Genomic DNA, 22658 nt, shown 5'->3' with positions numbered 1-22658 from the left:
TAGCGTCGCGCCTTCGAAACAACCCGAGTTTGCCCATCGTGACGCTGCCCGCGCAAAACCTGCTTGCTGAAGAAGCCAGCCCCTATTTGCAGCAGCACAGCGGCAATCCCGTGCACTGGCGGGCCTGGTCGCCGGCGTCGCTCGACGAAGCAAAGGCCCTGGACAGGCCGATCCTGCTCTCCGTCGGCTATGCCGCCTGCCACTGGTGCCATGTCATGGCGCATGAAAGCTTCGAGAATGACGGCGTCGCCGCCGTCATGAACCGTCTGTTCGTCAATATCAAGGTCGACCGCGAGGAGCGTCCCGACATCGACCAGATCTATATGGCCGCCTTGTCATCGATGGGCGAGCAAGGCGGCTGGCCGCTGACCATGTTCCTGACCCCGGATGGCAAGCCATTCTGGGGCGGCACCTATTTTCCGCGCGAGCCGCGCTATGGCCGCCCGGGTTTCATCCAGGTGATGGAAGCGGTCGACAAAGCGTGGCGGGAAAAGCGGGCGAGCCTGCATCAGAGCGCCGATGGCCTGACCTCGCATGTCGAGGCCCGTCTCTCCGGCACACACGCCAAGGAGAGCCTTGACCGCGGCACGCTCACCGACCTCGCCGGCCGCATCGACGGCATGATCGACCGCGATCTCGGCGGCCTGCGTGGCGCACCCAAATTCCCGAACGCCCCGTTCATGCTGGCCCTCTGGTTGTCCTGGTTGCGCGACGGCAACGCCGCCCACCGCGACGATGTGCTTGTCAGCCTGGAACAGATGCTCGCCGGTGGCATCTATGATCACATTGGCGGTGGGCTCAGCCGCTACTCGACCGATGCCGAATGGCTGGTGCCGCATTTCGAGAAGATGCTCTACGACAATGCGGCGCTGATCCGCTTCTGCAATTGGGCTTTCTCGGCCAGCGGCAATGATTTGTTCCGGATACGAATCGAAGAGACAATCGCCTGGCTGCTGCGCGAAATGCGCGTCGATGGCGGTGCCTTCGCTGCCAGCCTCGACGCCGATAGCGATGGCGAGGAAGGGCTTTTCTACACCTGGACCAAGGAAGAGGTAGAGACCGTCCTCGGCGGCGATTCAGCTTTGTTTTTCAAACACTTCACACTATCCAGCCCACATGGCTGGGAGGGCAAGCCGGTTGTCCATCAAACCCGGTCGCAGCAGGCGCAAAGTGTAATCGATCGCGAAAAACTCAATCCTCTCAAAGCTAGGCTTCTCGCCGTCCGCGAAGAACGGGTCAGGCCGGGTCTCGATGCAAAGACCCTCAGCGACTGGAACGGCCTGATGATCGCAGCACTAGCCGAGGCCGGCCGCTCGCTGGCGCGGCGAGACTGGATCGAGGCCGCGGCAAAGGCGTTCGCCCATATCAGCGCCGCCAGCCGAGAGGGTCGTTTGCCACATTCCATGCTCGGCGCCAGGAAACTGTTTCCCGCACTGTCCAGCGACTACGCCGCCATGGCCAATGCCGCGATCTCGCTGTTCGAAGCGTCAGGCGATTGGACCTATATCGACCAGGCGAAGCAATTCATCAAACAGCTCGACCATTGGCATGCCGATGCGGCGGGCACGGGCTATTATCTCACCGCTTCCGACAGCACCGACGTGCCGATCCGCATCAGGGGCGATGTCGATGAAGCCATTCCATCGGCCACCAGCCAGATCATCGAGGCGCTGGTGCGGCTCGCTTCCATCACCGGCGATCTCGACCTTCAGGAGCGCGCCTGGCAGGTCGCCGAGCATGCAGCCGGTCGCGCGGCGCACCAGGCCTATGGCCAGGCCGGCATCGTCAATGCCTGCGCCCTGGCGATCGAGCCGTTGAAACTGGTGCTGATCGACGATCTGGTTGATCCCAAGCTTGTTCCGGTTGCGAATCGAAACCCTGATCCGCGCCGTGTAGACATTGTCGTCGCAGTCGGTTCGGAGACGAATCGACCCTTGCTGCCCGGAGGAATTTTGCCACCAACCGGCAAAATGGGTGCCTGGCTTTGTACAGGTCAGGTCTGCCTCCCTGTCGTGACCGATCCGGACGAGCTCGACCGGCTTCTGCGCCGTCCGTAGCATCATAGCTTGTCCGCCAGAGCCTCCACTTGCCGTGGCTTGAACAACAGATCCTTGGCCGCGATCACAGCGCCGATCGTGATCAGCACGCAGGCCAGCGCCACGGACCAGTGGAACACGCCAAATCCGGCCAGCAGCAGCACGATCACCGAAAACAGTGGCGCGGCGTAGGACAAGGCGCCGAGGATCATGATGTCTCCGTGCTTGCAGCCATAGTCCCAGGCATAGAAACCGGCACCGAGAGGGATCGCACCCAGCACCACGATCGCGCTCCATTGCGTCGCCGTCTGCGGCCAGACCGTGGCTTCAAGCGCCAGATGCAGCGCGAACGCGACAACCGCGGTGATGAAGCAATAACCGGCCACGACGTCGGTCGGCACCTGGCCAAAACGGCGCGACAGCACGGAATAACCGGCCCAGATGAATGCACAGAACAGCGCGATGACGTGGCCCTTCATCACGCCGTTGGCGAGGCCGATCGTGCCGCCCTTGGTAATGACGACGATAGCGCCGGCAAGACCGAGGACGACACCGATGACATGGTGAAGCCTCAGCCTTTCACCGGGCAGGAAGGTGGCGAAGACGACGATCAGCAACGGCCAGAGATAGGCGATCAGGCTGACCTCGACCGGCGGCGCCGACTGGATCGCGAAGAAGTACGCGCAGTGATAGATGCACAGGCCTGCAACGCCGGTCGCCCAGACTTTCCAGGGCTGGCGCAGCGACCGGATCGCGCCCGGGCGGAAAATCCAGCTGCTCGCGCCGACCAGCGATCCCAAGAAAAACGTCATGGCGGCCAGCTGAAAGGGCGGTATCGGGCCGGCAGCCGTTGAAAGCAGTGCCAGAAACGACCAGGTCAGGATCGCCGAAAAGCCGATCAGGGTCGGGACAGTCTTCTCCATGCGGCCTCTTCCGGGGTTCGAAGCAAGATCAATCGCACGAAGCCGCAGGTTTCCGCTGCCGGCCATGGCCAATCCCTAGCGGAAAAGCGACTTCCTCCTCCGCAATGAAAAACCCCGTTCCGGTTTCCCGGAACGGGGTTCAATGCCGGCCGAAAATTCGGCCAGATTTTACGTGTTCCCAGATTTTACGTATTCATCGAATCGAAGAAGTCGGCGTTGGTCTTGGTCTGCTTGAGCTTGTCGATGAGGAACTCGATCGCATCGGTCGTTCCCATCGGCGCCAGGATGCGGCGCAGCACGAAGATCTTCTGCAGGTCGGAACGCGCGACCAGCAAGTCTTCCTTGCGGGTGCCAGATTTCAAGATGTCCATGGCCGGATAGATGCGCTTGTCGGCGACCTTGCGGTCGAGCACGATTTCCGAATTGCCGGTGCCCTTGAACTCTTCGAAGATGACTTCGTCCATGCGGCTGCCGGTATCGATCAGCGCGGTGGCAATGATGGTCAGCGAGCCGCCCTCCTCGATGTTACGGGCGGCACCGAAGAAGCGCTTCGGCCGCTGCAAAGCGTTGGCGTCGACACCGCCGGTCAGCACCTTGCCGGATGACGGCACCACGGTGTTGTAGGCACGGCCGAGACGGGTGATGGAATCGAGCAGGATGACCACGTCGCGGCCATGTTCGACCAGGCGCTTGGCCTTCTCGATGACCATTTCGGCGACTTGCACGTGGCGCACCGCCGGTTCGTCGAAGGTCGAGGAGACAACCTCGCCCTTCACCGAACGCTGCATGTCGGTCACTTCTTCGGGACGCTCATCGATCAGCAGCACGATCAGATAGCATTCGGGATGGTTGGTGGTGATGGAGTGGGCGATGTTCTGCAGCAGCACGGTTTTACCCGTACGCGGCTGCGCGACGATCAGGGCGCGCTGGCCCTTGCCGAGCGGCGCCACCAGGTCAATGACGCGGGCCGAAATATCCTTGGAGGTCGGAACCTCCATTTCCATCTTCAGCCGCGACGTCGGATAGAGCGGCGTCAGATTGTCGAAGTGGATCTTGTGACGGATCTTTTCGGGATCGTCGAAATTGATCGTGTTGACCTTGAGCAGCGCGAAATAGCGCTCGCCCTCTTTCGGGCTGCGGATCGGCCCTTCGACCGTATCGCCGGTCTTCAATGAGAAGCGCCGGATCTGCGATGGCGAAATATAGATGTCGTCGGGACCTGGCAGGTAGTTGGCATTGGCCGAGCGCAGGAAGCCGAACCCGTCCTGGAGCACTTCGACCACACCGTCGCCGATGATCTCGACGTCCTGGGCGGCCAGTTTCTTCAGGATCGCGAACATCAGCTCCTGCTTGCGCATGACGCTGGCGTTCTCGACCTCGAGCGATTCGGCATAAGCGATCAGCTCTGGCGGTTTCTTGTTCTTGAACTCGGCGAGTTTCATTTCTTGCATAAACGGACCTTGAATAGATGGAGTCTGGACAGGCTTTGGGAGGATATCGACGGGATGCGACAAATGCCGGGCGCGGCCGAAAGCAATGAGGGGCGGCGCATGACGGGAAGGAAGACCCGTCTTTTATCGTCGGTCGGGTGAAAGAGCAAGCCGCGTTTTGTGAGACCGATAAAGGCTCAGAACGGCTTGACGACAACCAGGATCACGATGGCGATCATCAGCAATGTGGGGATCTCATTGACGATCCGCCAGTGCCTTGCCGGTTTTTCATTGCGGTCCTCGGCGAATTTGCGCACCGCGCCAGCCAGATAGCCATGAACGCCCGACAACAGAAGCACCAGGCCGATCTTGGCGTGCAGCCATCCGCCCTGGAATCCAAACACTTTCCAGGCGAGCCACAGGCCGAACACCCAGGTCACGATCATCGCCGGGTTGATGATGCCGCGCAGCAGGCGCCGCTCCATCACCTTGAAGGTCTCCGACTGCACCGAGCCTTTCTCGGCATCGACATGATAGACGAACAGGCGAGGCAGATAGAGCATGCCGGCCATCCAGGAGATGACGGCGAGGATATGGATCGCCTTCGCCCAGGGATAGAAACTCTCCGGAGCGAAGAAAAACAGAAGCGCGGTGAGAACCACCAGCACACCGATACCGACGGTCATCCGCATCATCGCCTGGCCGGTGCTGTTGCTGGTGTTGCCGGCGTTGTTTGAAGAAGCCATCAGCGTGTCGCGCTCCGAACCTGTTTCACCATCGCCTCGACATGGGCGATCGGCGTCTCCGGCGTGATGCCGTGGCCGAGATTGAAGATCAGCGGCGCATCTCCCAGCGCTTTCAGGATCGCCTCGACGCCGTCTGACAGCGCGTTGCCGCCAGCCACGAGGCGCAAGGGATCGAGATTGCCCTGGACCGCACCCGAGCGCTGCAATGTCTTTGCTGCGTCCAGGGGCACCGTCCAGTCGATCCCCAGAGCCGTCACACCGGTCTTCTGGCGATAGGTGTGGTAGCGCGCGCCCGCGCCCTTGGGGAAACCGATGATCGGAACCTTGGGATGAACGGCCCGAACCTGTTTCACGATCTCCGCGACAGGCTGCACGCAGAACTGCTCAAAAGACGCGTCGTCGAGCACGCCTGACCACGAATCAAAAATCTGCACCACATCCGCGCCCGCTTCGATCTGACGAATGAGATAGGCGGCTGAATAATCGGCGAGCACTTTCAGCAGATGTTGAAACGCCGCCGGCTCGCGATAGGCAAACAGCCGCGCCGGCGCCTGGTCGGGTGTGCCATGGCCGGCGATCATGTAGGTCGCCACCGTCCATGGGGCGCCGCAGAAGCCGATCAGGGTCGTCTCCTCAGGCAGTTTGGCGCGCAATCGGCGAACCGTCTCATAGACAGGTTCGAGATTCACGTGAAACACATCGCTTTCCAGAGCCAGAATCTCCGGCGCTGAGATCGGTGTCAGCAATGGCCCTCTCCCCTCTTCGAAGCGCACATCGCGGCCAAGCGCATGCGGAACGACAAGGATGTCGGAGAACAGGATCGAGGCATCGAAGCCAAAGCGCTCGATCGGCTGCATCGTCACTTCCACAGCAAGGTCGGGATCATAGCAGAGGTCGAGGAACGAACCGGCGCGCCTGCGCGTCTCACGATACTCCGGCAGATAACGCCCGGCTTGGCGCATCATCCAGAGCGGAGGCGGAAACACCGCTTCGCCTTTCAAGACGTCCAGCATGATCCGGCTTTTGGGCATCGATCTCGCCTCTCCCAGCCTCCCTATAATCTTAAAGATTCTTATATCTAAGATTCTTCTGATTCTAAGAGTCTGTTGGTTGTGGTGGTTGTCACCTGTCCCGCTTTGCCCCGAAAAACACCAGCAAGCATATTGTCGCGCGTTTCTTTCTCCCGGATGTAGGGTTCTGGGGATAGTTTGGAATCCGCTACCAGAGTCAAAGCGTTAGGACGCCCCGGGAAAAGTAAGCCCTGTGGATAGAAGCAGGGCAAAAATACCGGTCCCCAGACTTGTCCCCAGCCACCCGACGAAGCTGACAGCACAGCGAATTGTGGACAAACCGCCATCTGATACAGTCGCTCCCGACCGGCCCCTCTTTCTATCCCGGTTTATCCACACCCACCCACAGCCCCCAGGTGAACCCTGTGAACAAACCCCAGAGCTTCTTTCACCTGCACCTGATTTCCGACGCGACCGGCGAAACGCTGCTCGCCGCCGGCCGCGCGGCTTCGGCGCAATATAAGGATGCGCGCGCCATCGAACACATCTACCCGCTCATCCGCACCGAAAAGCAGGTGGCCAAAGTGTTCGAGGACATCGAGGAGGAGCCGGGCATCATCCTCTACACGGTCGTCGACCAGAAGCTGGCGCGCGGCATCGACGAGCGCTGCGCCACAATGGGCTTGCCCTGCGTGTCGGTGCTGGAGCCGGTGCTCACCGTCTTCCAGTCCTATCTCGGCACGCCGGCCGGCCGCCGCGTCGGCGCCCAGCATGTTCTCGACGCCGAATATTTCCGCCGCATCGATGCGCTCAACTTCACCATGGACCATGATGATGGCCAGCTGCCGCTCAACATGGACGATGCCGATGTCGTGCTGATCGGCATCTCGCGGACGTCGAAGACGCCGACCAGCATCTATCTCGCCAACCGCGGCATCAAGACCGCCAACATCCCGATCGTGCTCGGCGTGCCGGTGCCGGAGAGCCTGGTTGCCGCCAAGACGCCCCTGATCGTCGGGCTGATCGCCACCGCCGAACGCATCTCGCATGTCCGGCAGAACCGCATTCTTGGCAACAGCAGTTCTTATGAAGCGACCGACTATGTCGACCGCGCTTCCATCACCGAGGAACTCGCCTACGCCCGCCAGATCTGCACCCGCCATGGCTGGCCGATGATCGACGTCAGCCGCCGCTCGATAGAGGAAACGGCGGCGGCCATTGTTGCCCTGAGGGGGAAGACGCGCTAGGGCGTTGATATTCAGGTGAGGCCGGCCTGCAAACGACGGCTTCCTGCGCTTCCGGTGCTTACGTACGAAAAGTACGCTCCGCTCCGGTTCTCGGAAGCCACCATTTTCGGCGCGGCCTGACCTGAATCTCAACACCCTAGTTGGCGCCAGGAAACCGGGCGAAAAAAATCATGACCGAAAAAATCATCCTCGCCTCCGGCAGTCCCTTCCGCAAGGCGATGCTCCTCAATGCCGGCATCGACGTCGATGCGGTGCCGGCCGAAGTCGACGAGCGCGCGCTCGAGGCGCCGTTGCAGCACAGCGGTGTTTCGCCTGAGGATGTCGCCCTGGTGCTGGCTGAGGCCAAGGCCACGGAGGTGAGCGAGCGCCGGCCAGGCGCCCTGGTGCTCGGTTGCGACCAGACTTTGTCGCTCGGAGACGAAGTGTTCCACAAGCCGGCCGACATGGAGGGTGCGCGCCGCCATCTGCTGGCGCTGTCGGGCAAGACCCATCAGCTCAACAGCGCCGCGGTGCTGGTGCGCGACGGCCAGGTGTTGTGGCGCCATGTCGGCATCGCCTCGATGACCATGCGCAAGCTCGAGCCCGGCTTTATCGGCCGTCATCTCGCCCGTGTCGGCGCCAAGGTGCTGACCAGCGTCGGCGCCTACCAGATCGAAGGTGAAGGCATTCAGCTGTTCGACAAGATCGAAGGCGACCATTTCACCATCGTCGGCCTGCCGCTTTTGCCGCTGCTGGCCGAACTGCGCACGCTGGGAGCCATCGATGGCTGAGATGTCGAAGAAAGCTTTCGTCACCGGCCATCCGATCAAGCATTCGCGCTCGCCGAAGATCCATGGCCATTGGCTGGCAAAGCATGGCATCGACGGCAGCTATGAGGCGATCGATGTGGCGCCGCAGGACTTTGCCGAATTCATCGGCACATTGCAGGCAAACGGCTTTCAGGGCGGCAACGTCACCATTCCGCACAAGGAAGCCGCCTTCGCTCTTGTCCAACGCCGCGACCAGGCCGCAGAGGAAATCGGCGCCGTCAACACGCTGTGGTTCGAGGACGGCGTCCTGTGGGGCGGCAACACCGATGGCCACGGCTTTGCCGCCAATCTCGATGACTATGCGCCGGGCTGGGCGAGCACCGGACCCGCGGTCGTGCTCGGCGCCGGCGGCGCGTCGCGCGCCGTCATCCAGGCGCTGAAGCAACGCGGTGTCGCCGACATCCGCATCGTCAACCGCACGCTCGCCCGGGCGCAGGAATTGCGCGATCGTTTCGGCGCCGGCGTTTCGGCGCATGGCACGGCGGCGACCGGCGAACTGTTGACCGACGCCGGGCTGCTGGTCAACACCACCGCGCTCGGCATGGTCGGTAATGAAGGCCTCCCGGCCGATCCGGCCCTGCTGCCCGACCACGCCGTCGTCACCGACCTTGTCTATGTACCGCTCGAAACCCCATTGCTCGCCGCCGCGCGCGCCAGGGGGCTGAAGACGGTCGACGGCCTCGGCATGCTGCTCAACCAGGCCGTACCGGGCTTCGAACATTGGTTCGGCGTCAGGCCGCAGGTTACGGCTGAGCTGCGCGCGATCATCGTTGCCGATCTGGTGCCGAAACCATGATCGTGCTCGGTCTCACCGGCTCGATCGGCATGGGCAAGTCGACAACGGCAAAGATGTTTGCCGAGGCCGGCGTGCCGGTCCATGATTCCGACGAGGCCGTGCATCGCCTCTACGCCGGCAAGGCGGCGCCTCTGGTTGAGGCGGCGTTTCCCGGGACGACTGTCGCCGGCGTGGTCGATCGGGCAAAACTCGGCACTCGTGTGCTTGGCGACACCGCCGCGTTGAAAAAGCTGGAAGCCATCATCCATCCGCTGGTGCGCGCCGACGCGGAAGCCTTCCTGGCCAAGTATCGTACCGCCGGCGAATCGATCGCCGTGCTCGACATTCCGCTGCTGTTCGAAACCGGCGGTCGTGGCCGCGTCGACAAGGTGGTCGTTGTCACCGCTCCGGCCGATATCCAGCGCCAGCGCGTGCTGGCCCGGCCTGGCATGACCGAGGAAAAACTGGCGGCGATCCTGGCCAAGCAGGTGCCGGATGAGGAGAAGCGCAGGTTGGCGGATTTCGTCATCGATACGGGCCAGGGGCTGGATGTTGCGCGTGCTGCCGTTGATGCGATCATCGCGGAACTCCGGGGATAAGTCCGGCGAAGCCGGTTACTGACGCCACTGTGTCAGCATTGCCCATTGCCATTTTGTTCCGGTCTCGTGATTCTGCCCCCAGGAGCACCTGATTCGATGCGTGAGATCATCTTCGATACGGAAACCACCGGCCTTGATTCGCGCGACGACCGCGTGATCGAGCTGGGCGGCGTCGAGCTGGTCAATCGTTTCCCGACGGGCAGGACGTTCCACCACTATATCAACCCGCAAGGGCGCGCGATCCATGCCGAGGCGCAGGCCGTGCACGGCATCAGCGCGGCGGATCTTGAGGGCAAGCCGACCTTTGCCGACATCGCGCAGGCGTGGCTCGACTTCACCGACGGCGCCAAGCTGGTCGCGCATAACGCGACCTTCGATATCGGCTTCCTCAATGTCGAGTTCGGCCGGCTCGGCCATCCCAATGTCGATCCCGGCCTCGTCGTCGACACGCTGGCGCTGGCGCGGCGCAAGCACCCGATGGGCCCCAATTCGCTCGACGCGCTGTGCCGGCGCTACGGCATCGACAACACCAAGCGCACCAAGCACGGCGCGTTGCTCGATTCCGAACTGCTGGCCGAGGTCTATATCGAGCTGATCGGCGGCAAGCAGGCGGCTCTTATCCTCGACAGCGCCACCGCGCCGGCGCAGGGCGACAATGTCAGGCACATCGAAATCATCGTCGCCCAACGCCCGGCGCCGTTGCTGCCGCGCCTGACCGAAGCGGAGCGCGCCGCGCATGCCGCCATGGTCGCCACGCTCGGCGAAAAGGCGCTGTGGCTGAAAGCCGGTTGATCCGAAGCGTCGTCGTAGCGCAGCCCTCAATACGGCCACTCGCCCCGGCCCAGCGCGGCTACCGCCGCGATGATGCGCGCAAAAGCTTCCGCCGCGGCGGGCACCGTGGTGCGGGCGCGCAGGAAGCTGTGCACGAGACGGGGCTCCTCATGCCACCAGGCTTTGCCACTGGCAGCAGCAATGCGGTCGCGATAGGTCTCGCCATCGGATGACAGCGGGTCGCACTCGGCTGATATGATCACCGTCGGCGGGAGGTCGGAAAAATCGCCGTCGCGCAGTGGCGAAAAGGTCGGATCATCGGGCGATTGCCGTTTGGCCGAGCGGACGTCGCGGTAGAAGGCAATATCTCCCACCGACAGCAGCGGCGCCTCGGCATGCTCGATATAGGAACCCTTGCTCTCATCGCCGCCGAGGCCGGGATAGATCAGCACCTGGCCGATCGCAGCCCTGATATGGCGCCGCGTCGCCTGCGCCAGCGCCGCCGCCAGGTTGCCGCCGGCGCTCTCGCCGCACAGGACCAGCGGCAGGGCTGATGTCGCCGCCGCCCATTCAAAGGCGGCCAGCGCATCGTCGAAGGCGGCGGGGTGGACATGTTCGGGCGCCAGCCGGTAGTCGACCGACACGATGTCGAACCCGGTGCCGGCGCAGAGCTCGGCGCAGATGTCGTCATGGCTGTCGAGCCCGCCGAGGATGAAACCGCCGCCGTGGAAGTACAGCACCATGGCCCGCGCCGCCTTGCCGGCAAACTGGTAGTGGCGGATCGGGATGCCGTGGCCGGAAGCGGCAACCAGGCCGTCGCTGGCCTTGACCCCTGGCGGGCGGCCCCGGTGGAAGGCGCGGCACATCCGGTCATAGATTTCGCGCTGTTTTTCGATCGGCAGGCCGATGATTTCGGGCGGATACCAGGCGTTCACCGCATCGATATAGGCCCAAATGTCAGGATCGAGCCGGGTTTCGTATTTGCCGCGCTGCCTTGTCATAGATCCGCGTAAAGCTGGGCCGCGTTGTCGAAACTGAAACGCAGCGGTACGGAGCCTTCGATTTGCCAGACGGTGACCGTCTCACCCGCCAGCAGCCGGCAAGCGCCGTCCGCGTCGGTGACCGCGCCGCCATAGAGCCGGTTGGCAAGGTTGAGAATGCCGGTCTGGTGCATGGCCGCGCTGCCGCTGCCGCAGGCATCTTTCACCAGCAGCACGTGAAATCCCTTGCCCACGGCGTCTTTTACCGTGGCGTCGATGCAGGCCTCGGTCCACACGCCGGCAACGACCAGCCATTCGATGCCCGAAGCCTTGAGCTGCTCAGCGGCCGGGCCGCTGCGAAAAGCGCTGGCCTCGGCCTTGACCAGCAGCGCCTCGCCCTTGGCCGGCGCCACCTCATGGCAGATCTCGGTCAGCGGATCGCTCTTGTCGGAAAAGGCCGACTTGCCGTCGGCGTCGAGCGGATGAAACGGCCGGTCCTGTTTGTCGAGATCGACGATGTAGGCCCAATGATAAAGCGGCACGTTATTCTCCCGCGCCGCCGCCTGCAGGCGCTGGACGTTGGCGAGGATGTCGGCAAAGCCGTCGACGAGGTAGCGAGGGTCCTGCCGGTGCTCCTCTTGCAGGTCGATGAAGACAGCGGCCACGGTGCCGGGTTTGATGGAGATGGGGGTTTTCATGCGACTTCGTCATCCACGGGCGGAGCGGGAGCGAAGCGGACGCGCAGACCCGAGGATCCATGCCGTGACGTTGGCCAGGGAACACAACGGTGCAGAATTTTGACCGCTGCAGCGCTCGGAAGTCGCGGCATGGATCCTAGGGTCTGCGCCGCGTCGCTGCGCTCCTTGCTCCGCCCTAGGATGACGAAGCAATCAGAGGCTGCGCCAATCGCCAAGGAGCGCGGACCCACCATCAAACCTGCTTCTCCAGAAACTCATCCTCGTAAGGAAAGCGCGACAGCAGCTCTGTCCCCGTCTCGGTGATCAGGATCTCGTCCTCCAGCTTGACGCCTTCGCGGCCGCCCTTCTCGCCGATATAGCTTTCCACGCTCACCACCATGCCTGGCACGATATGGCCGTCGCGGCCATAGGTCTCGTAATCCATGGCATGCGCGATGAACGGTGTCTCGCCATGCATGCCAACGCCGTGCATGACCGAGGTGTAGCGCTGGTCGACGAAACGGTCCGGGATTTTCCACGCCTTCTCGGCGATCTCGCGAAACGCCATGCCGGGTGTGACGATCGAAATGTTGTGCTGAACCTGGTCATGCGCCATGCGGTAGAGCGACTTCTGGTAGGGCGTTGGCTTGCCCGGCCCGCAGCGGAAGGTGCGCGAAAAATCGGAATAATAGCCGTAGCAGCCGATCGTATCGGTATCGAGCGCCAGCAATTCACCCGGCCGGATTTTTCTGCCGCTGGCCTCGTTGAACCACGGATTGGTGCGCTGGCCTGAGGTCAAGAGCCGCGTCTCGATGAACTCGCCGCCCTGGCGGATCACCTCGCCATACATGATGGCGAAGAGGTCGTTTTCGGAGACGCCGGGCTTGATCGCCTCGCGCACCGCATAGACAGCGGCTTCAGCGCCGGCCATCGACACCTGCAGGCATTTCACCTCCTCGGGCGTTTTGACCGCGCGCACCGCGAGAATCTCACCCTGGCAATCCCGCACCTCGCAGCCGCGCTTTTCCAGCGCCAGCGCCTGCAGATGGCTGCAGCGGTCGAGCCCGAGCTTCATCGAGCCGCCGCCATGCTTCTTCAACAATTCGGTGATCTCGTCGGCGAACGGCCCGGCGGTCTCGTCGTCGCGGCCCGAGACCGAAGACCAGACCAGCTTGGACGGACGCGCCTCGTCGATTGTGTCGAGCACCATCGAGACATGGTAGCTCTGCGGATATTCGAACAGCACGATCGGCCCTTCGGTCGGAATGAAGAAATAGCGGGTCGAGTTGCGCAGGAAATAGCCGAACATGTTGCGCGAGCCGGTGGCATAGCGCTGGTTGTAGGGGTCGAACAAGACGACGCCGCCATAGCCGGCGTCGCGCATCCAGTCGCGAAGCTTGGCCAGCCGGCCTTTGCGCAAGGCATCCGCATCGATGAAGGATGGCTCGGTGTCCGACAGCCACATGCCGCCGGCGGGATCAGCCGCCGCGGGGTGGCGCATGCGATCCTTGAAGTCGACGTCCTCGGTGCTGTCGGGGTCGAAAACGACGATGCTCATGGGTGCCTGGCCTTGGGTGGATTTTGCTAGGCCGAGCATGGCGCAGGAGGGATGAAAGCATTGTGCGGAAAACCGCATTTGTTGTGCGGAATGCCGCTGGGCTAATGAGAGACGCCAGTGGGGCAGCACCCCTCTCTGCCCTGCCGGGCATCTCCCCTCAAGGGGGGAGATTGGCAGCTTCCTCTTCGCTGCTCTTTCTTCAACGTCGAAAATTGGCGAAAGCAGAAGTGCAGCTAATCTCCCCCCTTGAGGGGGAGATGTCCGGCAGGACAGAGAGGGGCGATGTCCCGCTAACATCAACAGATTACGCCAGCCGAAAACTAATGCCGCCGCGCCAGTTTCGGCGGATGGCCATGCTCCTCGCGAAACGCCCGCGCAAAGCTCGACATCGAGGCAAAGCCGCAGGCCAGCGCCACGTCGCGCACAGCGAGCGTCGAATGTGCCAGCAGATCGGCGGCGCGCTTCAGCCGCAGGCGCCGGTAATAGCCGTTGGGGGAGGTGGCGAGTTCGGAACGGAAGGAGCGCTCCAGCTTGTCGGACGACACGCCGAGCCGCGCCGTCAGCTCGGCCATGCCGAGCCTTTCCTCCACCGCGTCCTCCATGATGGCGATCGCCGACAGAACCAGCTCGTTCTGGACGCCGGTGCGCAGGCGCAGCGGCATCAGCTTGCGGTCGACGCTGGAGCGCAGCTGGCTGTGCACGAACCATTCGGCGACACCGGCGGCAAGTTCGGCGCCGTAATCGCGGGTGATGATCTCCAGCATCATGTCGAGACTGCCAACACCGCCGGCCGAGGTGAAACGCTTGCGGTCGATGACATAGAGGTCGCGCCGCAGCTCGATGTTGGGGAACGCCTCGGTGAAGGCAGCCTGGCTGGTCCAGTGCAAGGTGCAGGCATGGCCGTCGAGCAGGCCGGCGCGGGCTAGGAAGAATGCCGCATCCGCCACCGCGCCGATATGCGCGCCATTGCGCAGGCTGCGGCGGATCCAGCTTGCCGCGTCCTCGGCGACGAGATGATCGGCGTCACCGCCCGAGCAGACGACGATGCGGTCGACCTTCGGCGCATCCTCGGCATAAAAGCCCGGCTGGATGACGACGCCGTTCGAGGCCTCGACCGCTCCTTTCGTGCCACCGACGATGATCCAGCGGTAGCATTGCCCCTTCGCCAGCACATTGGCGGCACGCAGCGGTTCGATGACGGAGCTGAACGCCATCATCGGAAAGCCGGGAAACACCAGCACCGCGAAGGTGAGCGGCTCGTTGGGTTTTTCCGGTTCGCGCGTGGCCATGGGCGCTACATTTCGGGCCAATCGCCTTAGGGGTCAACCGGGCCGATAGCCAATCATAGCGCCTTCATTCTCCCAGCGCCTGCTCCAGATCCGCGATCAGATCATCGCCATCCTCGATCCCCGCCGACAACCTGACCAGCGAATCCGAAATCCCGATCTCCGCCCGCTTCTCGGCGGGAATAGACCCATGCGTCATCAGCGCCGGGTGTTCGATCAGGCTCTCCACGCCGCCGAGGCTTTCAGCCAGCGTGAACAATTGCGTGCGTTCGAGGAAGCGTTTTGTGCCGGCAAGGTCGCGGTCGAGCACGGCGGTGATCATGCCGCCGAAGGCATGCATCTGCTGCACGGCGATGGCGTGCTGCGGGTGGCTGGCGAGGCCGGGATAGATGACACGGCGCACGTCCTTGCGGGCCTCCAGCCACTGCGCGATCTTCAGCCCGTTTTCGGAATGCCGCTCCATCCTGAGCGCCAGCGTCTTCAACCCGCGCAAGGCGAGAAAACTGTCGAACGGGCCCGATATGGCGCCGATGGCGTTCTGCAGGAATTTCAGCTGGGCGGCGAGGTCCTTGTTGTCACCGACCACGGCGACGCCGCCGACCATGTCGGAATGGCCGTTGAGATATTTGGTCGTCGAGTGCACTGTTATGTCGATGCCGAGTTCCAGCGGCCGCTGGATATAGGGGCTGCAAAACGTGTTGTCGGCGACCGACAGGATGCCTTTGCGCTTGGCCAGTGCCGCCACGCCTTCGAGGTCGACGATGCGCAGCAGCGGATTGGTCGGCGTCTCGACCCAGAGCAGTTTCGTGTCCGGCCGGATCGCGGCTTCCACCGCCGCAAGGTCGGTGAAATCGACGAAGCTCACCTGCAGATTGGCAGAGCGCTTGCGCACCCGCTCCATCAGCCGGAAGGAACCGCCATAGATGTCGTCGGTGGCGACGATATGGGCGCCGCTGTCGAGCAGTTCCAGCACCGTCGAGATCGCCGCCAGGCCGGAGGCGAAGGCGAAGGCTGCCGAGCCGCTTTCCAGATCGGCCACCGCGCGCTCGAAGGCAAAGCGCGTCGGGTTCTGGCTGCGGGCATATTCAAAACCCTTGTGCACGCCGGGCGATTGCTGGGCAAAGGTCGAGGTGGCGTAGATCGGCACCATCACCGCGCCGGTCAGCGGATCGTGGCTCTGGCCGCCATGGATGGTGCGCGTCGAGAAGGCCAGGCGGTTTTTGCCGGCCGGGGGTGGGTTGCTGCTCATCGTGCGCGCCTCAAATGGTTGATCAGGTCGATGCGGGTTATCAGGCCGACGAACTCGTCGCCGTCGAAGATGATGGCGACCTCATTGCGGTCGAACACCGGCAGCAGCGCATCCAGCGTCTGGCTGGCCTGCAGCGTGTGCAGATTGGAGGTCATCGCCGTGCGAACCGGGCCGTTGAAGCGTTCCCAGCGGCCGTCATGCGGACCCTCGACCTTGGCCAGTATGTCGCTTTCGTCGACGATGCCGACCAGTCTGCCATTGTCGAGCACCGGCAGCTGCGACACATCCGAGCGGCGCATGCGGCCATAGGCGTTGAGCAGGCTTTCGTCCGGGCCGACGGAGACCGTGTCACCGGTGCGATGCGAACGCATCACCAGGTCGCGCAGATCGCCATGATGTTCCTGCTCGGCCAATCCTTGCTCGGCCAGCCAGAAATCGTCGAACACTTTTGAGAGGTACTTGTTGCCGCTGTCGCAGACGAAGGTGACGACGCGCTTGGGCGAGGTCTGCTCGCGGCAATAGCGCAAGGCGGCCGACAGCAGCGTGCCCGACGACGAACCGGCCAGGATGCCTTCGCGGGACAGCAGGTCGCGCACGGCCAGCATGCTCTGCTTGTCTGATATCGAATAGGCCTTCTTGACCAAAGACAGATCGGCATTGGGCGGCACGAAATCCTCGCCGATGCCTTCCACTGTCCAGCTGCCGGCCTCTTCCATCTTGCCGGTCTTGATCAATGGCGCCAGCACCGAGCCGACCGGATCGGCCAGCACCATTTCGGTCTTCGGCGACACTTTCGCAAAGTAGCGGCCAAGCCCGGTCAGCGTGCCGCCCGAGCCGACACCGACGACCACCGCGTCGACGTCGCCATCAAGCTGGGAAAAGATCTCCGGGCCGGTGGTCGTCTCATGCGCCAGCGGGTTGGCCGGATTGGCGAACTGGTTGGCGTAGAAGGCGCCGGGCACCTCCGCCGCGATCTTCTCGGCCATGTCCTGGTAATATTCGGCATGGCCTTTGCCGACATCGGAGCGCGTCATGCGCACTTCCGCCCCCAGCGCGCGAAGATGCTGGATCTTTTCGCGCGACATCTTGTCGGGCACGACCAGCACAATGCGGTAGCCCTTGGGAATGCCGACCTGGGCAAGGCCAAGCCCGGTATTGCCCGCGGTCGCCTCGACAATGGTGCCGCCACGCTTGAGCCTGCCCTCTTTCTCGGCGGCGGCAATCATCGACAGCGCGATGCGGTCCTTGATCGAGCCGCCCGGATTCTGGCTTTCAAGCTTGATGAACAGCCGGCATTTTCCGGTGTCGAACTTGGTCAGCTCGACCACCGGCGTCTGGCCGATGAGGTCGAGAACCGACGCATAAGGTGGGCGCAGGCGGGACGACGGGCCGTCCGAGGGGGTGCTGCCTGGCACAGCTTTTCCGTGCTCGCTCATATCGAAGCTCCCTGATCAAGCGACCGTCCAGAGCATGATGCCGAAAAGTGTGAAGCGGTTTTCGGACGACATCATGCTCTACTTTTTGATTGAGCCGGCAGAGCGGCAGCGTAGCCTCTTTTCCAGCCGATTGTAGTCGGAAAGAAGATAGAACGTGCCAATCAGGTGGCCAGACGGGGAATGAAATTCCAAGAGGTGCTTGATCTATTATGCCTCAACCGCCGCCTGGCCTTCGATCTCGATCAGGAAATCCGGATTGGCGAGGCCGAGCACGCGTATGCCCGTCACCACCGGCGGTGGTCCTCGATCTGCCCAGAACGCCATCCAGACGCTGAAGGCCGGCCTGATGTCGGCGTCGCCGACAATGTAGATCGACAGGCGCACAAGATCCTCCGGCCTGGCGCCGCCGACTTCGAGCACCATCGCCAGATTGGCGAGCGCCTGCCTGGTCTGCGCCGCGATGTCGCCCCTGCCGACGATCTGGCCACCGGCATCGACGCCGTTCTGGCCGCCGACCAGCACGATGCGCGCCGAGGCCGGCAGCGCCACGCCTTGCGAATAGGCGGGGTTGCTGTGCATCCCCTTCGGATTCAGCCGCTCGATAGCCATTCTCTTGTCTCTCCCACCGGATGCCGGGCCACGAAAGGCCATTCGGCCGGCCGCTTCAACGAACCATCTCGTTCGTTGAAGCCGCCATTTTCATCATGCTAGCCGAACGGGACGCCAGCCGAAACAAGCCGGCCGCGCGATCCTGACATCCCAAGAGGAGACAGCCGATGAAGATCATTGCCTATGACAACTTCAAGCCCGGCGTCACCCTCGACGATCTGAGACCCTATCTGCGCGACGAGGTGTCGAATGTCTGGCGGCTGTGGAAGGCAGGCATCGTGCGCGAGAACTATGCGCGCGCCGATGTCGGCGGCGTCATCATTGTCTTCGAGCTCGACAGCGTCGGGGAGGCCAGGCGCTACACTGACGACTTCCCGTTGTCCAAGGCCGGGTTGCTGGAATGGCAGTTCCTCGCCTTCGACCCAGCACCCCTGCCGCTCGAATATCTGTTCGATCACAGCGTCGACATCGCCAAGCCCTGGGACCGGACCGCGGCATGATCCGGTCGAGCGAAGGTATCGAGATTCCGACCAGCCTGGTCGAATGGTGCGAACCGCACCGCATGGCGCTGGTGGTCTACGACATGCAGATCGGCATCTGCCGCCAGCTTGCCGGCGCGGCCGATATTGTCGAACGCACCGGCATCGCGCTCGAAGCCGCGCGCTCGGCCGGCATGCGGGTGGCGTTCACGCGCCATCTGTCCTTGCCAAGAAAATGGATGGGCGCCACCCAGCTGCGCACCGCCATGGCCTGGCAGCGGCGCGACAGCCCCGATGCGGTCGAGCCGTGGTTTTTGCGCGACGCTGATGCGACGGGCATCGTTCCCGAACTGGCACCCCGCGCCGACGAAGCCGTCTTCGACAAGCTGACCATGTCGGCATTCGACTCCACCGCACTCGGCTTTGCGCTGCGCGATTGCGGCGTGCGCGCCATTGCTATTGCCGGCATCGCCATGGAGACCGGCATCGAGCCGACCGTCCGCCAGGCGACCGACAACGGCTTTGTGGCCGTGGTGATCGAGGACGCCTGCGGTTTCGGCAACAAGGACGCTCAAGATCGTTCCATGGCGACGCTGCGCTACCTCGGCGAAGCCGTCATGTCAGATGTCGCGGGCTTTTGCGGCGCGCTTGCCGCAGGCGGGAGGTAGACGCCCTGTCAGGCGGCGGCATCAATGTCGGTGCGGAAGCGCACACCTTCGGCACGGCCGTTCTCGCTGCCCCAGTCGTAAAGCGCCTGGAGTGCACTGGCCAGATCGCGGCCGCGCCCGGTCAAGGCGTAACGCGCCTTGCCGTCGGGCGAGGTCTCCAGCACGACGAAGCCGATCTCGACGAGATCAGCCAGGCGCTCCGTCAGCATCTTGTCGGAGAGCGAGGGGATCAGCCGGCGCAATTCGGAATAGCGCAGCGGGCTCTGCTTGATCCGCGCGATGATCACCGTTTTCCACTTGCCGCCGAGCGCATCGAGCGCGAACTCGACCGGGCAGCCATAGAGTCTTCCGCGTTGGGTCATGCCCCGATCCTAGGCAAGGCGCCGCCGCGACGGAAGCGGATTTTGCCCCGCCATATGGCCAGATTGCCGAGCCCGGCTCTGTCGGCGAAAGCTTCATAAGGGAGAGCCAGGATGAGTGTCAGGGATGCCAATCCGGTCAACGCACGCCGGCCGAAACGTGTCGCCATCGTCATCGCCAATCCAGCCATTTCGACCACCACCGGCTGGCCGGTCGGCTTCTGGTGGAGCGAGCTGACGCATCCGTGGTTCGCCTTTACCGAACGCGGCTACGTGGTGGAGATCTTTTCGCCTGAAGGCGGCAGATGCGAGGCCGACGCGCTGAGCGATCCGCGTGACGCTTCAGGCTATTCCGAAACCGATATTATCTCGCTCGGCTTCCTGTCGAGCCCGAAACTGGCGGCTCTGGTGGAAACCACGCGGCCGGTGGCGGAGGTCGACGTCGACAGCTTCGACGCCATCGTCGTCGCCGGCGGCCAGGCGCCGATGTTCAGCTATGACCGCGCGGAAATGCTGCAAAAAACATTCGTCGCCTTCCATGAAGCCGGCAAGGTGGCGGCAGCGCTCTGCCACGGCACCGCGCTGCTGCGTTACACCAGGCGCGCTGACGGATCGCTGCTTGCCGCCGGCAAGACGGTGACCGGTTTCGCCAATGCCGAGGAGGATTTCGCCGACAAGGCAACCTGGGAGATGGGTGCGCTCCAGCCTGGCAAGCACCTGATGCCGTGGCGCATCGAGGATGAGCTGAAGGCAATCGGTGCCAATTATGTCCAGGCAGGCTTATGGCGCGGCTTTGCCATACGTGACGGCAATTTGATCACCGGCCAGCAGAATTTTTCCGGCGCCGAGACTGCGCGCCTGGTCTGCGAGGCGCTGGGCGGCTAAGCGCAATGGGCGCCTACCCCAGCAGCCGCTTGCTCAGCCGCGCGCACTGGACGCGGATGTCGGGAATGGCGTCGATCTCGAAGAAGGTGCCGCGCGTCAGCGGGCCGACCGCCAGGATCTTGGCCGAAACGGTGCCGTCGCCGGCGATGATCTCGCAATTGGCCGACACGTCGAGGCCGATGCGCAGCGGGTCCGGCCGCGCCAGCCCGCGGTCGACCAGCGAGCGCACCACGCTGTTCGACGAGGTCGAGATGTCGCGTACGATGCCCGAGCAATCATAGATGCGGGCGACGTCGAAAGTCTCGAGGCGCTGCGTGTGCCGCGACTGGATCTGGACGGTGAATTCGCTGCCCTTCGCGATGTCGACGACGCGGCCGGCGATAAGGCGGATGCGTCCAACTTTCACCGCCTCGGTCACGCGCGCATAGATTTCGGGCGGCATGCGGTGGCGGTGGATGTCCCACCAGGCCTTGGTGTGTTCGACAAAGCGGCGCTTGGCCGAGGCCGGCCAGTTCTGCCAGATCTTCTGGTTGAACGGCCTGAGACCATCGACCACGTCGCGCCAGTCGACGCCGGCCTTCTGGTTCTCCTTGATCAGGTCGCGGAACCAGCCGACGAAATAGGAGAGCTGGGTGCCGAGCGGGATGTCGGCGACGTCGAGCTTGATCGGGTTGCCCTTGCGGTGTGGCGACGGCAGCAGGCCACGCCGCGACACCGCAACGATCTCGCCCGTGTGGCCGCGCTGTTCCAGCGCCAGGAACGCATCGACCATGCTGAGGCCGGTGCCCAGCACCATCACTCGGCTGTCGGGGACAAGCTCCGTGTCGGCTTCCGAACCCATGCGGATCGCATGGCCCTGCGCCGGCTGCTCGTCATGGCCGGTGGCCAATATGGCCAGATGCGCGACGACGCTGGTGCCGTTGGCAAGCGCCACCTCGACGCCGGACGGGGTCGGCGTGATCGACCGGCTCTCCTCATGGATCAGGCGCAGGCGCCCGGTCGGCTGCTCCTGCGCTTCGAGTTCGTCGAGCAGCTCCCCGAGATAACGGGCATAGATGCTGCGCGGCGCGTAGAAGGGCGTCTGCGGCGTTTGTTCCGGGCTCACCAGGCCATGCCTTTGCAGCCAGCGCCAGAAATTGCCGGAATCGTCGGCATAGGCACTCATACCGGCGGCGCTGACATTCAGCACATGCGCCGACAGCAGGGTCGAATAGGCGACGCCTTGTCCGAAATGCGGGCGCTTTTCGATCAGCGTGACGCGCAGATCCGGATTGGGCGATTTCAGAAGATGCGCGGCCATCACGACGCCGCTGGCGCCGCCGCCGACAATGATGATGGAACTGGGGATGATCGAATTGGCGCGCCCGGTCATGACAGGCCCCGCCCGGTGCGAGGCGTCAGGCCTGCGCCTTTAACGTCAGCGTAAGGTCGTGGAGGCCGATATCGCGCATCTCGGCGAGGCTGCGCTGATCGAGCACCTCGGCGATCGCCTGCCGGACCTCCAGCATCAGATGTCGGACTTGGCATGTCGCCTCGTTGCAGTCTTCACAGCGCTGATACTGGGTGCGGCTGGCGCAGGGAATTGGGGCCAGCGGCCCGTCGAGGACGCGCACGACATGACCGACCTTGATCTCATCGGCAGGCCGCGCCAGGCGGTAGCCGCCATCCTTGCCCTTGCGGCTCTGCACGAAACCAGCATTGCGCAACTCGCCCAGGATGGCGTCGAGAAATTTCTTCGGGATGTTGTTGCCGGTCGCGATGTCGCCAACGAAAGCCAGCTGCCCGGCCGGCATCTGGGCGAGGTGGACGAGCGCCTTGAGGCCGTACTTGCCTTTTTTGGTGAGCATAAACCGAACGTTTCTCTGTCCTGCGATGGCTTGAAGCCATCCGTTGCGAAACGCCTGGCGAGCTTCCCCGCCGCGCCCAAGCATCCATGACACATAAATTCTAGTGACATGATATACAAGCCGAGAATCGTTGATTTTGCTTCGTTTTCAAGCCGTTCTGGCCATTTTGTCAGGTTTTTGTGCCGTTAAGAGCACAAAAATGCACTCCGACGGCAACAAAGCGACAAATCGTTTCCCGCAGAACAGCCATATCGCGCGTCGACTCATTCGGAAGCCGAT

At 63.2% G+C, this 22658-nt stretch carries 22 protein-coding genes and 1 pseudogene; 9 read left to right on the top strand and 14 right to left on the bottom strand.

Annotation, left to right across the window (positions count from 1 at the left end):
- The first annotated feature begins 38 nt into the window (after window positions 1-38).
- On the top strand, window positions 39-2057 hold the full coding sequence (locus ACZYHG_RS07285) for a thioredoxin domain-containing protein (protein WP_464613195.1): 2019 nt from the start codon (window positions 39-41) through the stop codon (window positions 2055-2057).
- 2 nt (window positions 2058-2059) lie between these two features.
- Here the strand turns inward: ACZYHG_RS07285 and yddG are convergent, their stop codons facing one another.
- The 4 genes from yddG to hemE form a co-directional block, all read right to left on the bottom strand.
- Window positions 2060-2959, bottom strand: a complete 900-nt coding sequence (gene yddG / locus ACZYHG_RS07280) for an aromatic amino acid exporter YddG (RefSeq protein ID WP_464613194.1) — start codon at window positions 2957-2959, stop codon at window positions 2060-2062.
- 185 nt (window positions 2960-3144) lie between these two features.
- The gene (gene rho, locus ACZYHG_RS07275; RefSeq protein WP_027032049.1) at window positions 3145-4410 is read right to left on the bottom strand and encodes a transcription termination factor Rho; all 1266 of its coding nucleotides are present in this window, start codon (window positions 4408-4410) and stop codon (window positions 3145-3147) included.
- Between the two features lie 176 nt (window positions 4411-4586).
- On the bottom strand, window positions 4587-5135 hold the full coding sequence (gene hemJ, locus ACZYHG_RS07270; protein ID WP_464613193.1) for a protoporphyrinogen oxidase HemJ: 549 nt from the start codon (window positions 5133-5135) through the stop codon (window positions 4587-4589).
- The gene (gene hemE / locus ACZYHG_RS07265) at window positions 5135-6166 is read right to left on the bottom strand and encodes a uroporphyrinogen decarboxylase (protein WP_464613192.1); all 1032 of its coding nucleotides are present in this window, start codon (window positions 6164-6166) and stop codon (window positions 5135-5137) included. The genes hemJ and hemE overlap by 1 nt, the downstream gene beginning before the upstream one ends.
- Before the next feature lie 404 nt (window positions 6167-6570).
- On the opposite strand from hemE, the gene ACZYHG_RS07260 reads away from it, so the two are divergent.
- The 5 genes from ACZYHG_RS07260 (at window position 6571) to dnaQ (ending at window position 10367) form a co-directional block, all read left to right on the top strand.
- Window positions 6571-7392, top strand: a complete 822-nt coding sequence (locus ACZYHG_RS07260; protein WP_027059276.1) for a pyruvate, water dikinase regulatory protein — start codon at window positions 6571-6573, stop codon at window positions 7390-7392.
- A gap of 170 nt (window positions 7393-7562) precedes the next feature.
- On the top strand, window positions 7563-8162 hold the full coding sequence (locus ACZYHG_RS07255; RefSeq protein ID WP_464613191.1) for a Maf-like protein: 600 nt from the start codon (window positions 7563-7565) through the stop codon (window positions 8160-8162).
- Window positions 8155-8997: a shikimate dehydrogenase gene (locus ACZYHG_RS07250; RefSeq protein ID WP_464613190.1), complete on the top strand. Its 843-nt coding sequence runs from the start codon at window positions 8155-8157 to the stop codon at window positions 8995-8997. Before ACZYHG_RS07255 ends, ACZYHG_RS07250 begins: the two co-directional genes overlap by 8 nt.
- On the top strand, window positions 8994-9575 hold the full coding sequence (gene coaE, locus ACZYHG_RS07245) for a dephospho-CoA kinase (RefSeq protein ID WP_464613189.1): 582 nt from the start codon (window positions 8994-8996) through the stop codon (window positions 9573-9575). The genes ACZYHG_RS07250 and coaE overlap by 4 nt, the downstream gene beginning before the upstream one ends.
- A gap of 96 nt (window positions 9576-9671) precedes the next feature.
- Window positions 9672-10367, top strand: coding sequence for a DNA polymerase III subunit epsilon (gene dnaQ / locus ACZYHG_RS07240; protein WP_464613188.1), 696 nt, complete (start codon window positions 9672-9674; stop codon window positions 10365-10367).
- A gap of 26 nt (window positions 10368-10393) precedes the next feature.
- On the opposite strand, the gene ACZYHG_RS07235 is transcribed toward dnaQ, so the two are convergent.
- The 7 genes from ACZYHG_RS07235 to ACZYHG_RS07205 all read right to left on the bottom strand — a co-directional run bounded on the left by ACZYHG_RS07235 (window position 10394) and on the right by ACZYHG_RS07205 (window position 18141).
- Window positions 10394-11347 (bottom strand): alpha/beta hydrolase fold domain-containing protein, encoded by a 954-nt coding sequence (locus ACZYHG_RS07235; RefSeq protein ID WP_464613187.1) that lies wholly within the window; start codon window positions 11345-11347, stop codon window positions 10394-10396.
- Window positions 11344-12024 (bottom strand): isochorismatase family protein, encoded by a 681-nt coding sequence (locus ACZYHG_RS07230; protein WP_464613186.1) that lies wholly within the window; start codon window positions 12022-12024, stop codon window positions 11344-11346. Before ACZYHG_RS07230 ends, ACZYHG_RS07235 begins: the two co-directional genes overlap by 4 nt.
- A gap of 232 nt (window positions 12025-12256) precedes the next feature.
- Complete coding sequence (locus tag ACZYHG_RS07225; protein WP_464613185.1) at window positions 12257-13561, bottom strand: M24 family metallopeptidase; 1305 nt, start codon at window positions 13559-13561, stop codon at window positions 12257-12259.
- Between the two features lie 320 nt (window positions 13562-13881).
- Window positions 13882-14850, bottom strand: a complete 969-nt coding sequence (locus ACZYHG_RS07220) for a GlxA family transcriptional regulator (protein ID WP_464613184.1) — start codon at window positions 14848-14850, stop codon at window positions 13882-13884.
- Window positions 14851-14914: 64 nt separating this feature from the next.
- Window positions 14915-16096: a trans-sulfuration enzyme family protein gene (locus ACZYHG_RS07215; protein ID WP_464613183.1), complete on the bottom strand. Its 1182-nt coding sequence runs from the start codon at window positions 16094-16096 to the stop codon at window positions 14915-14917.
- The gene (locus ACZYHG_RS07210; RefSeq protein WP_464613182.1) at window positions 16093-17532 is read right to left on the bottom strand and encodes a pyridoxal-phosphate dependent enzyme; all 1440 of its coding nucleotides are present in this window, start codon (window positions 17530-17532) and stop codon (window positions 16093-16095) included. The genes ACZYHG_RS07215 and ACZYHG_RS07210 overlap by 4 nt, the downstream gene beginning before the upstream one ends.
- 207 nt (window positions 17533-17739) lie before the next feature.
- A complete protein-coding gene (locus ACZYHG_RS07205) occupies window positions 17740-18141 on the bottom strand; it encodes a RidA family protein (RefSeq protein WP_464613181.1) in 402 nt (133 codons plus the stop codon).
- Window positions 18142-18308: 167 nt separating this feature from the next.
- Between ACZYHG_RS07205 and ACZYHG_RS07200 the strand changes: the two genes are divergently transcribed.
- Together ACZYHG_RS07200 and ACZYHG_RS07195 are read left to right on the top strand one after the other, a co-directional pair.
- Window positions 18309-18641, top strand: a complete 333-nt coding sequence (locus ACZYHG_RS07200; protein WP_464613180.1) for a hypothetical protein — start codon at window positions 18309-18311, stop codon at window positions 18639-18641.
- Window positions 18638-19288, top strand: a complete 651-nt coding sequence (locus ACZYHG_RS07195) for a cysteine hydrolase family protein (protein WP_464613179.1) — start codon at window positions 18638-18640, stop codon at window positions 19286-19288. Before ACZYHG_RS07200 ends, ACZYHG_RS07195 begins: the two co-directional genes overlap by 4 nt.
- Window positions 19289-19296: 8 nt before the next feature.
- Here ACZYHG_RS07195 and ACZYHG_RS07190 read toward each other — a convergent pair whose 3' ends face one another.
- Window positions 19297-19650 carry a winged helix-turn-helix transcriptional regulator gene (locus ACZYHG_RS07190; protein ID WP_464613178.1) on the bottom strand — a complete coding sequence of 118 codons (354 nt, stop codon included), beginning with the start codon at window positions 19648-19650 and terminating at the stop codon, window positions 19297-19299.
- A gap of 111 nt (window positions 19651-19761) precedes the next feature.
- Here ACZYHG_RS07190 and ACZYHG_RS07185 point away from each other — a divergent pair, with 111 nt between their 5' ends.
- Window positions 19762-20532 carry a type 1 glutamine amidotransferase domain-containing protein gene (locus ACZYHG_RS07185; RefSeq protein ID WP_464613177.1) on the top strand — a complete coding sequence of 257 codons (771 nt, stop codon included), beginning with the start codon at window positions 19762-19764 and terminating at the stop codon, window positions 20530-20532.
- Between the two features lie 886 nt (window positions 20533-21418).
- Here the strand turns inward: ACZYHG_RS07185 and ACZYHG_RS07180 are convergent.
- Window positions 21419-21904 (bottom strand): annotated as a pseudogene (locus ACZYHG_RS07180) (FAD-dependent oxidoreductase); the annotation flags it as partial.
- Between the two features lie 25 nt (window positions 21905-21929).
- The gene (locus ACZYHG_RS07175; protein WP_464613176.1) at window positions 21930-22379 is read right to left on the bottom strand and encodes an RrF2 family transcriptional regulator; all 450 of its coding nucleotides are present in this window, start codon (window positions 22377-22379) and stop codon (window positions 21930-21932) included.
- Window positions 22380-22658: the final 279 nt, after the last annotated feature.

This window comes from Mesorhizobium subarcticum, from assembly GCF_055456085.1.
This window is presented reverse-complemented; position numbering and strand designations above follow the sequence as displayed.

What these genes read in the sequence shown, in the direction of transcription:
- ACZYHG_RS07200 (WP_464613180.1), top strand. Translation starts at nt 18,309, where the DNA reads ATGAAGATCATTGCCTATGACAACTTCAAGCCCGGCGTCACCCTCGAC.
- ACZYHG_RS07225 (WP_464613185.1), bottom strand. Translation starts at nt 13,561, where the DNA reads ATGAGCATCGTCGTTTTCGACCCCGACAGCACCGAGGACGTCGACTTC.
- coaE (WP_464613189.1), top strand. Translation starts at nt 8,994, where the DNA reads ATGATCGTGCTCGGTCTCACCGGCTCGATCGGCATGGGCAAGTCGACA.
- hemE (WP_464613192.1), bottom strand. Translation starts at nt 6,166, where the DNA reads ATGCCCAAAAGCCGGATCATGCTGGACGTCTTGAAAGGCGAAGCGGTG.
- ACZYHG_RS07210 (WP_464613182.1), bottom strand. Translation starts at nt 17,532, where the DNA reads ATGAGCGAGCACGGAAAAGCTGTGCCAGGCAGCACCCCCTCGGACGGC.
- dnaQ (WP_464613188.1), top strand. Translation starts at nt 9,672, where the DNA reads ATGCGTGAGATCATCTTCGATACGGAAACCACCGGCCTTGATTCGCGC.
- ACZYHG_RS07215 (WP_464613183.1), bottom strand. Translation starts at nt 16,096, where the DNA reads ATGAGCAGCAACCCACCCCCGGCCGGCAAAAACCGCCTGGCCTTCTCG.
- ACZYHG_RS07175 (WP_464613176.1), bottom strand. Translation starts at nt 22,379, where the DNA reads ATGCTCACCAAAAAAGGCAAGTACGGCCTCAAGGCGCTCGTCCACCTC.
- ACZYHG_RS07235 (WP_464613187.1), bottom strand. Translation starts at nt 11,347, where the DNA reads ATGACAAGGCAGCGCGGCAAATACGAAACCCGGCTCGATCCTGACATT.
- ACZYHG_RS07255 (WP_464613191.1), top strand. Translation starts at nt 7,563, where the DNA reads ATGACCGAAAAAATCATCCTCGCCTCCGGCAGTCCCTTCCGCAAGGCG.
- ACZYHG_RS07185 (WP_464613177.1), top strand. Translation starts at nt 19,762, where the DNA reads ATGAGTGTCAGGGATGCCAATCCGGTCAACGCACGCCGGCCGAAACGT.
- ACZYHG_RS07205 (WP_464613181.1), bottom strand. Translation starts at nt 18,141, where the DNA reads ATGGCTATCGAGCGGCTGAATCCGAAGGGGATGCACAGCAACCCCGCC.
- hemJ (WP_464613193.1), bottom strand. Translation starts at nt 5,135, where the DNA reads ATGGCTTCTTCAAACAACGCCGGCAACACCAGCAACAGCACCGGCCAG.
- yddG (WP_464613194.1), bottom strand. Translation starts at nt 2,959, where the DNA reads ATGGAGAAGACTGTCCCGACCCTGATCGGCTTTTCGGCGATCCTGACC.
- ACZYHG_RS07190 (WP_464613178.1), bottom strand. Translation starts at nt 19,650, where the DNA reads ATGACCCAACGCGGAAGACTCTATGGCTGCCCGGTCGAGTTCGCGCTC.
- ACZYHG_RS07250 (WP_464613190.1), top strand. Translation starts at nt 8,155, where the DNA reads ATGGCTGAGATGTCGAAGAAAGCTTTCGTCACCGGCCATCCGATCAAG.
- ACZYHG_RS07230 (WP_464613186.1), bottom strand. Translation starts at nt 12,024, where the DNA reads ATGAAAACCCCCATCTCCATCAAACCCGGCACCGTGGCCGCTGTCTTC.
- rho (WP_027032049.1), bottom strand. Translation starts at nt 4,410, where the DNA reads ATGCAAGAAATGAAACTCGCCGAGTTCAAGAACAAGAAACCGCCAGAG.
- ACZYHG_RS07220 (WP_464613184.1), bottom strand. Translation starts at nt 14,850, where the DNA reads ATGGCCACGCGCGAACCGGAAAAACCCAACGAGCCGCTCACCTTCGCG.
- ACZYHG_RS07195 (WP_464613179.1), top strand. Translation starts at nt 18,638, where the DNA reads ATGATCCGGTCGAGCGAAGGTATCGAGATTCCGACCAGCCTGGTCGAA.